Source organism: Flavobacterium sp. 9AF, assembly GCF_902506265.1.
In the GTDB taxonomy this organism is placed as follows: Bacteria; Bacteroidota; Bacteroidia; order Flavobacteriales; family Flavobacteriaceae; genus Flavobacterium.
In genome coordinates this window covers 1-9119 of the sequence record NZ_LR733599.1, presented here as the reverse complement: position 1 = coordinate 9119, position 9119 = coordinate 1, and the positions used below count along the sequence as shown (strand labels likewise).

General features: G+C 27.5%; 8 protein-coding genes and 1 pseudogene. All 9 read left to right on the top strand.

Going from position 1 to position 9119, the window contains the following annotated elements; genetic code table 11:
- Positions 1–386 (top strand): annotated as a pseudogene (locus tag HALO113_RS16785) (hypothetical protein); the annotation flags it as partial.
- On the top strand, positions 379–1833 hold the full coding sequence (locus HALO113_RS16780; protein WP_159780291.1) for a radical SAM protein: 1455 nt from the start codon (positions 379–381) through the stop codon (positions 1831–1833). The pseudogene HALO113_RS16785 and the gene HALO113_RS16780, both read left to right, overlap by 8 nt.
- Entirely contained in the window at positions 1823–2599 is a 777-nt protein-coding gene (locus HALO113_RS16775) for a bifunctional 2-polyprenyl-6-hydroxyphenol methylase/3-demethylubiquinol 3-O-methyltransferase UbiG (protein WP_159780290.1), read from the top strand. The genes HALO113_RS16780 and HALO113_RS16775 overlap by 11 nt, the downstream gene beginning before the upstream one ends.
- Positions 2596–3966 (top strand): B12-binding domain-containing radical SAM protein, encoded by a 1371-nt coding sequence (locus HALO113_RS16770; protein ID WP_159780289.1) that lies wholly within the window; start codon positions 2596–2598, stop codon positions 3964–3966. The genes HALO113_RS16775 and HALO113_RS16770 overlap by 4 nt, the downstream gene beginning before the upstream one ends.
- Before the next feature lie 6 nt (positions 3967–3972).
- The gene (locus HALO113_RS16765) at positions 3973–5091 is read left to right on the top strand and encodes a hypothetical protein (protein WP_159780288.1); all 1119 of its coding nucleotides are present in this window, start codon (positions 3973–3975) and stop codon (positions 5089–5091) included.
- Entirely contained in the window at positions 5091–5837 is a 747-nt protein-coding gene (locus HALO113_RS16760) for a glycosyltransferase family 2 protein (RefSeq protein ID WP_159780287.1), read from the top strand. The genes HALO113_RS16765 and HALO113_RS16760 overlap by 1 nt, the downstream gene beginning before the upstream one ends.
- Positions 5834–7387, top strand: a complete 1554-nt coding sequence (locus tag HALO113_RS16755; protein WP_159780286.1) for a glycosyltransferase family 87 protein — start codon at positions 5834–5836, stop codon at positions 7385–7387. Before HALO113_RS16760 ends, HALO113_RS16755 begins: the two co-directional genes overlap by 4 nt.
- A gap of 6 nt (positions 7388–7393) precedes the next feature.
- Positions 7394–8116, top strand: coding sequence for an acyltransferase (locus HALO113_RS16750; RefSeq protein ID WP_159780285.1), 723 nt, complete (start codon positions 7394–7396; stop codon positions 8114–8116).
- Positions 8117–8155: 39 nt separating this feature from the next.
- Positions 8156–9119: hypothetical protein (locus HALO113_RS16745; RefSeq protein WP_159780284.1), on the top strand; the 964-nt coding region annotated here is incomplete at its 3' end.

The following is a 9119-nucleotide window of genomic DNA, read 5'->3' as shown; positions in this document are numbered from 1 at the left end:
TTCCTTTATATGGTAATGAAATTTTTGAAGCTTTTTTCAAAAAAAATGAATGGTATAAAGAATTTATTCCAAATAAAAAGACGAATATAAGAGCTATTCAACCGATATATAAAAATAATTTTATTAAATTATCGGAAAAAATTTACAATGGATTTCTAGGTAATATTCTAGAAAAAATGGCTTTTCATTTAACCCTTTGTTTTTGGAAATTAAAATTTAGAAAAAAGATGAAACCAGAAGATTTTGCTCTAGCTTTCAAGTCTTCTAAAAAGGTATCAAAACATCATCCTTCTAATTTTCAAAAAAAAGTCATTGATGCATTAAATACAAAATACGATTTTATAAAAGAAAATTTCCAAATAGATATTCCTAAAGAACATGTCTAACATTCTTTTTTCTCATTCTTACTACTATAAATTAGATCCAAAACAGTGGAAAAACAAAACACCCTTTCCTCCACTAGGAACGCTATATGCTGCATCTTTAATGAGGAATAAAGGACATGAAGTTAGTCTTTTCGATACCAATTTATTAGATTCTCCTAAAGAAATCCAAACTGTTTTTAATCAGAATACCTATGATTATTTAGTTATTTATGATGATGGTTTCAATTATTTAACCAAAATGTGTTTGACTAATATGAGAGTTGCCTGTTTTGAGATGATTCACATTGGTAAACAAAACAACTGTATCGTTATTGTGTCTAGCTCAGATGCAACAGATCATTATGAAGCCTATTTAAAAAAAGGGGCAGACTATATTATTCAAGGCGAAGGAGAAATTACATTAGAAGAGTTAATCCATTCCATTGAAAATAGAAGTTCCATTGAAAACATAAAAGGAATTGCATTTAAGAATGAAAATCAAATTCAAGTAAATCCTACTCGATCTGTTTTACTAGATTTAGATCAATTACCATTACCTGCTTGGGATTTAATTGATATAAATTCGTACAAAGAGATTTGGAATCAAAGTAAACAAGAATTTACTTTAAACATTGCCACCACTAGAGGTTGTCCTTACAAATGCAATTGGTGTGCTAAACCCATTTATGGCAATCGTTATAATGCACATTCTCCAGAATATATCGTTCAAGAAATTGCCTATTTACAAGAAAATTTTGGAGTAAAACGATTTTGGATGTGTGATGACATTTTTGGCTTAAAACCCAATTGGGTTCAAGAATTTAATAAGGAACTACAAAAAAGAAACCTTCAAATAACTTATTTTATTCAAAGTAGAGTGGATTTATTATTAAAAGAAGACACTATTGAGGCTTTAGCTACATCAGGACTCGAAGAGGTTTGGGTAGGCGCAGAAAGTGCCTCTCAGAAAATTCTAGACGCTATGGATAAAGGTACTAAAGTGTCTGAAATTTATGAAGCTACTCGTTTATTAAAGCAGAAAAACATTAAAGTAGCTTTCTTTTTGCAATTTGGATATTTAACTGAAAATCAAGAAGACATTCAAAAAACCATACAGATGGTGAAGGAACTCTTACCTGATAATATTGGCATTTCAGTATCTTATCCTTTGCCTGGAACTAAATTTTATGATAAAGTAAAAGATGATTTAAAATTAAAAGCCAATTGGAAAGATTCTGATGATTTAGACTTAATGTTTCAAGGAACGTATTCTTCTAATTATTATCGAAAACTACAACGGTTTGTTCATAAAGAATATAGAAAAAGTCAGGGATTTGATTATTTAAAAAACCTATTTAATTCGAAACCGACTGCTTTAAAATTAAAAGGAATTTTAAAATTAGGTTACTATATTCCTAGTGCTTTTTGGGATAAAATAAAACTCAAAACATTAGAAAATGAAAGCTAGTTTTGACATTGCTGCTGCAACTTATGATCAATCATTTACCCATACTTTGATTGGAAAATTACAACGTAAAGCAGTCTATAAAAGTATGTCATCCCATTTGCTTTCAGTAAAAAATATCTTTGAAATTAATTGCGGTACAGGTGAAGATGCGCTTTGGTTTGCTTCACAAAATTTGGAGGTTTTAGCAACAGATGTTTCTGAAAAAATGATTGCCATTGGTAAAGCAAAAAATCAATATCAAAATCTTACTTTTTCAACTCTAGATATAACCAATCTTTCTTCATTTCACCAAGAAAAAAAATATGATTTATTGTTTTCTAATTTTGGAGGTTTAAACTGTTTATCACCAGAAGAATTGTCTTTATTTTTTGAAACAGCGCCCATTTTTTTTAAAGAGAAAGGCAAAATGGCTTTAGTACTAATGCCTAAAAATACAATTTGGGAACAATTCTATTTTTTAATTAAAGGCAAATGGAGCAACGCGTTCCGAAGAAAAAAAAAGATAGCGTTTGCAAATGTTGATGGAGAAAAAGTACCTACCTATTACTATAATCCAAAAGAAATTGTACATTTAACGAGAGGAAGTTTTGATTGTATAGAATATAAACCCATTGGTCTTTTTATTCCACCTTCCTATTTAGAACCTTTTTTTAAAAACAAAAAAAGATTTTTACAATTTTTAAATCTTTTGGAAATGCAGATTCGAAATTTTTCGTTCCTTTCCAAATATGCCGATCATTACATTATAATTTTACAAAAAAAATGAGTATTTTATTCACACATGCCTATTATTTATCGGATGATCCTAAGGAACAGAAGATAATGAAGCCTTATCCTCCATTAGGCTTACTGTATGTGTCTGCTTATTTAAAAAGTAAAAAATTAGACAATTTAGTTTTTGATACTACTTTCACTTCCCAAGACGAACAGCTACAATATATATTAAATGAGCAACCTAAAATTATTTGTATTTATACTAATTTAATGACTAAAATAGAAGTTATTAAACTTATTAAGATCGTAAAAACAACTTCCTTTGGTTTTCCCAAAATAATTCTTGGTGGTCCTGATGTTTCTTACAATATAGAAAATTATTTAAAATCCGGTGCCGATTTTTTGGTGATTGGTGAAGGAGAAGAAACGACTCATGAGTTATGTGATGCTGTACTTCAAAATAAAGAGTTCTCAACAATTAACGGAATTGCATTTTTAGAAAATAATAGTGTTATACAAACTCCAAGTAGAAAAAAATTTAAAGAATTAGACGAATTACCCTTGCCCAATAGAGAAGCCATAAATATGCAAATCTATTTGGATACTTGGAAAAAAAATCACGGTCAAAGTTCGATGACGATTTCCACACAAAGAGGTTGTCCTTATACTTGTAAATGGTGTAGCACCGCTGTTTATGGACAAAGTTATAGAAGGCGACCAGCTGAACAAGTTGCTGCAGAAATGAAAATGCTAAAAGAAAAATATCATCCTGATGCTATTTGGTTTGTAGATGATGTTTTTACGGTGAGTCATAAATGGTTGCTTAATTTTAAAGAAGAAGTAGTAAAACAAGAGGCCTTAATACCTTTTGAATGTATCACTAGAGCCGAACGATTAAATGATGAAATATTAGCTATTTTAAAAGAAATTGGCTGTTTTCGAATTTGGATTGGTGCTGAGAGTGGTTCCCAAAAGATAATAGATTTAATGGATAGACGTGTAGATGTAAATGTGGTTAAAGAAGCCATTCAAAAAACCAATAAATTAGGAATTGAAACAGGTACTTTTATTATGCTGGGTTATCCTGGAGAAACAGAAAAAGATATTATGGAAACGATACATTATTTAAAAGAAGCCAATCCCACCCATTATACAATTACTATTGCCTATCCAATCAAGGGAACTTCTCTATATAATGAAATTGAATCTAAAATAACAAATGCTCCAGATTGGGAAACCTCAACGGACAGAGATATTGATTTTAAAAGGACGTATTCGAGAAAATTTTATGATTATGCCGTTTCAAAAGTGGTAAACGAAGTAGAATTTTATAAAAAGAGAAATAGTAATATAACACAAGCTATAAAACATAAAACAAAAGCTTTTTTGGCTAGTGGATTGATGATTTTAAATAGGTAATAATTAATGAAAAAAACAATCTATATATTATTTGCATTTTTTTTACTATCATGTACTAATGACAGCTATTCCGATTTAATTGAAACCGATACTTCAATAAATTTAAAATGGAATAAAGCGTATTCAGAAGACTCAATTGATAAATCATTAATTGGTCTAAAATGGGCTTTGTCTTATCTGGGAGCTGTTTTACCTACATCAAATTCAGGGTTTATTGTTAATAACAATACGATTATCATGGATTTAAAAAAAATTGGTTTTAATGATAATGCCTTAAAAAAAATATTAATTCTATCAGAAAAAATCAAAAACACTTACGAATATAAAAACAATAATGCTGTTGATTTAGGTAGATATGTAACTTTGCTTCTTGGTTCTTCCGAACATTATTATGAAATTTTAGATGTACCAAATAATTTGAATGAAATCTTAAATCAATATAATTTGTTACCCGAAAAAGGGTATGTAAATAATTCCGGTGTTTCTTTAGAACACAGAATTATTCAGTTTTCAGAACAAAATGGTTTCAATCAATTGTTTTTTTGTCAAGAAATAAACCCAATAACAGGTGTTGTTTATGAATATGAAACTATTGAATTACTGACGAATGGACAATTACGTTTTGGAATTTTTGATCAAAATGGAATAAGGAAAAATAGTGTTGATGCTGAACATTCCAATGCTGGCAAACCAGCTAAATGCATGTGGTGTCATGAATCTAATATCCAGCAAATGTATACTCCACAAGCTGACTTTAATGGCTATTTAGCTTATAACGAATTTCAAAGTAGGTTAATTTCTTATCGTGAAAGCAATAGGGTAATGAAACTTGGTCTTAATGATGGGGTTGACTTTTCACAAACACAACAACATACTTATACTGAATTACTATATATTTCTTTCATGGAACCGTCAGCCGAAAGATTAAGTATAGAATGGAACTTACCTCTTTCACAAGTTCAAAACTTACTATCCAATTTTTCAACTCATGTATATCCAGAATTTCCTTTCTTAGGAGAATTATATGATAGAAATGATATTGAAAGTGTAGCTCCTTTTCAAGGATTACCCGTTTCAACTTCCGTGAGAGAAACATCGTTAGTTGAAGTAAATCATTTACAATAATGTTCAATTCAAAAAAAATAATTGTTATTCTTCCGGCATACAATGCAGCAAAAACCCTGCAACAAACATATAACGAAATCCCTTTTGATATTGTTGACGAAGTTATTTTAACAGATGATTTCAGCAAAGATGATACAGTTCAAGTTGCAAAGAAAATTGGCATCCAACATATTATTCAACATGATACAAACAAAGGATATGGTGCTAACCAAAAAACATCTTATAATAAAGCCTTAGCGTTAAATGCTGACATTATTCTAATGTTACATCCTGATTATCAATACACTCCTAAATTAATTCCTGCAATGGTTTCCTTAGTAGCTAATGATTTATATGACGTGGTTTTAGGGTCTAGAATTTTGAGTAAAGGAGCTTTAAAAGGAGGAATGCCTTTGTATAAATATGTTTCTAATCGAATATTAACGTTGATTCAGAATATTTTAATGAATCAAAAACTATCAGAATATCATACTGGTTACCGCTGTTTTAATGCACAAGTTTTAAAAAATATAGATTTTAACAGCAATTCTGATGATTTTATCTTTGATAATGAAATTTTAGCACAATGTTGTTTTATAAATGCAAAAATTGGTGAAATATCCTGTCCCGCAAAGTATTTTAAAGAAGCTTCTTCTATCAATTTTAAAAGAAGTGTTATATATGGTTTAGGTGTGTTACGCGTTTCTTTTTCTTATTTTTTACAAAAGACTAAGCTTGCAAATTTCCGTTTATTTAAAAAGGTATGAAGTCAGTTATAGCAAAATATTTTAGTTTAATTCCATTACTTTTTCTTTGTCTTTTTTACATTGCTAAAGCAATCTATTTTCCTATACATGATTTTGCCAATTACTATTTTGGTGCTCACTTTTTAACAGAAGGTCAATTTAATTCAACAATTTATTTTCCATACGAATTTAATAAAGCAATTTCAGATTTGGGTTATCAAAATATATTTGCCAGTTACGCACCAAACACCCCTTTTTTAGCCTTATTGTTTACTCCATTAACATTATTTTCTGTTACTAATGCTAAGATTCTTTTTAATCTTTTTTCTTCAGCTCTATTAATTATAAGTTGCATAAGATTAATTAGGTTTTACAATATCAACTTAAAATATTTATTTATAATTCCTCTGCTATTTTTTGTACCTATAAAGAACAACATTTTATTTGGTCAAGTTTATTTTTTATTGTTTTTTCTCTTAACAGAAACCTTAATTAGTTATGAAAACAAACAACTAAAAAAAACCGCATTCTATTTAAGTCTTGCTATTTTATTAAAAGTGTTCCCTGTCATTTTTGTTTTGTTTTTTTTAATCAAGAAAGAATTTAAAATTATTCTTTATACAGCTTTATTTGGGATTTTACTTTTAGGTTTTTCTATATTGTTTTCTGGAGTTAATATATGGTTATTCTTTGTCACTTCGGTTTTACCCAAAGCATCTAATGGAGAAATTGCAACTGCTTTTGTAGATAATTATCAATCCGTTTTTATGTTTTTAAAACGAATGCTGGTATTTGATACAATTGAAAACCCAAAACCAGTTTTTCATGCAGCAAGTTATTTCTCCATTTTACTTTTAGCATTCAAATTCGGACTCATATCACTTGGATATTTTATCACAAGAGCCTGTAAAAACAATTTATATGTATATAGTTTTTGGATTTTAGCCAGCATTCTGTTTTCACCTTATGGAAGTACATATTCATTTATCATATTGGTATTTCCACTTATTACCTTGCTTTTAAGTGAAATTTCAGTTTTAAAAAAAATAGTTTTGGGAGCAATATTGTTTTTAATAAATAATTTTTCTGTATCTTTTTTTATTGAAAAAAATTTCCCTTTTTCATTTTTAAGACTTTTTCTATTGGTTATTTTTTCTTTACTGTTTCTAATATCCCTTTTTAAGAAATCTACTTTAGTTAAGTCTTTTGCTGTAAGTTTTTTTATATTACTTATAGGAATTTTTTTTAAACAAGAAGCATTAGAAAAAAGCAAACCTCTTTTGACGGAAAAAACACCCATTTTAATATATGATTACACTGTAAATGACAACCAATTGACCTATTTCTATTGGAATGAAAAAGGTGAAAACAAAAAAAGTGTGTATTTAAAAGTGGATAATTGGAAAGAATTGGATATAAAAAATCAGCAAATATTTTACAAAAACAAACAACTTACTTTTGATAAAAACAACAAAATAAAGCCTTTATTAATAAACAATACAGAAATTATTTTTCTTTCAGATGAAAATAAAGGAATTGGATTTTATAGTTTGAAATATTATCCCAAATAAAATTATATGTTAATTCAAAAAAGAATAGAAGGTTTCGATTTATTAAGGACTACTGCCCTTATCTTAGTACTTCTACAACATTCCTTTATGTTTACAGATGCTTACTTTCCTAAGCTTAGAATTTTTTGGATATTAAGTCATAGTGCTCTTGATTTCTTTTTTGTTTTAAGTGGCTTTTTAATTGCAGGTATTTTAGACAAGTTACAAACACAAGTTAAAGGCGGTCTTAATTTAAAGAATACATTCCATTTTTACATTAGGAGGTGGTTTAAAACATTACCAATGTTTTTTTTAGTAATAATCATCTGTCTAATTCTCTCTTATTTAAACATTTATTATCCAAAAGATTTTTCATTTTCCTTTATATTTTCCACCCAAAATATCTCCGAGACCAATTTTGATTTTTTACCGCATACTTATTCTCTAGCTATTGAGGAATGGTTTTATCTTTTATTACCTATTTGCATTATTGTTTTTACAAAGCTATTTAAAAATAAAAATGCAATTTACACAATACTATTGTTTTGGATATTTTTTACCCTAGTAGCAAGAATAATTTTACATTTAAATCTTGAAAATTGGGATGCAGAAATAAGAAAGTCAATTATTTCTAGAATAGACGCTCTGTTCCTACTTTTATCAATAGTATCATTCTATTTTATTGGATTTATTTTTTATATATTTTATGAAAAACCAATAATGGATTTAAGAAATCGAATCAAATTTTGAAAGTATAATATCGTTATAAATAAATATAAAATGAGTATAATGTTTTTTAAAAAAAACAAAATAATAGAAAGAAATTTTTTAGCAATTTCAAATGTTAGTAGAAATTTATTATTGAGCTTCTTTGGATTATTTTTAAATTATTTATTATTAAGAACAAAGGATTTAGAAATATTAAACACCTATGTATATTTTATAAGCGCAATAGGATTACTATACATATTTATAAATTGGGGTGGAAAGTTTTACAATACCAAAGAAATAAGTAACAATCCAAAAGATTATAGACCATTCATTTCATCTTTATTCTCTAGTAAAATCCTTTTGCTTCTATTTTTTATTATACTCTTTCTCTTTATGCCTATTCAAAAAGACATTAAACTTTTTATTATTCCATTTTTATTGCTAAAGTCATTAGTTCCAATCTTTGATAGCTTAATATTATTTAGAAAAAAAAGTAAAATCATACTCCTTTTGGAAGTAGTATTTTACACTGCTTTTCTATGTCTTCTCTATTTTTTCCCAGATAAATTTTCATCAACCAGTTTTATAGCTTCTCTTTTAATTCTAGAAACTTTAAAAACAGTTACTTATTTCATTTATTTCCGTAATGATTTCAAACTAAATATATCATTGACAAATGGAATCAAAGTTTTAAAAAATTCAATTTATTATTTCGGATTATCTTTAGCTGGCTTTTTAGCTTCAAAATCTGACTTATATATTGTAGGCATACTTATAGACAAAGAAACTATGAGCTATTATTTTGTCCTTTCAAATCTATTGAATTTATCCATGTTAGTATACGCATCCTTTATTAATACATTTGAAACAAGTATTTACCGATTTAATTCCTCTTTGTTTAGAAAAATAGAAAAAAATTTAAAATATTTTGGGCTTATTTTTTCAATTATTGCAACAATTATTTTTTATCTTATAGCAGTATATTTTTATAAAATAAATGTAGACATGAAGTTAACAATAATGTTTCTATTAAATATTTTTA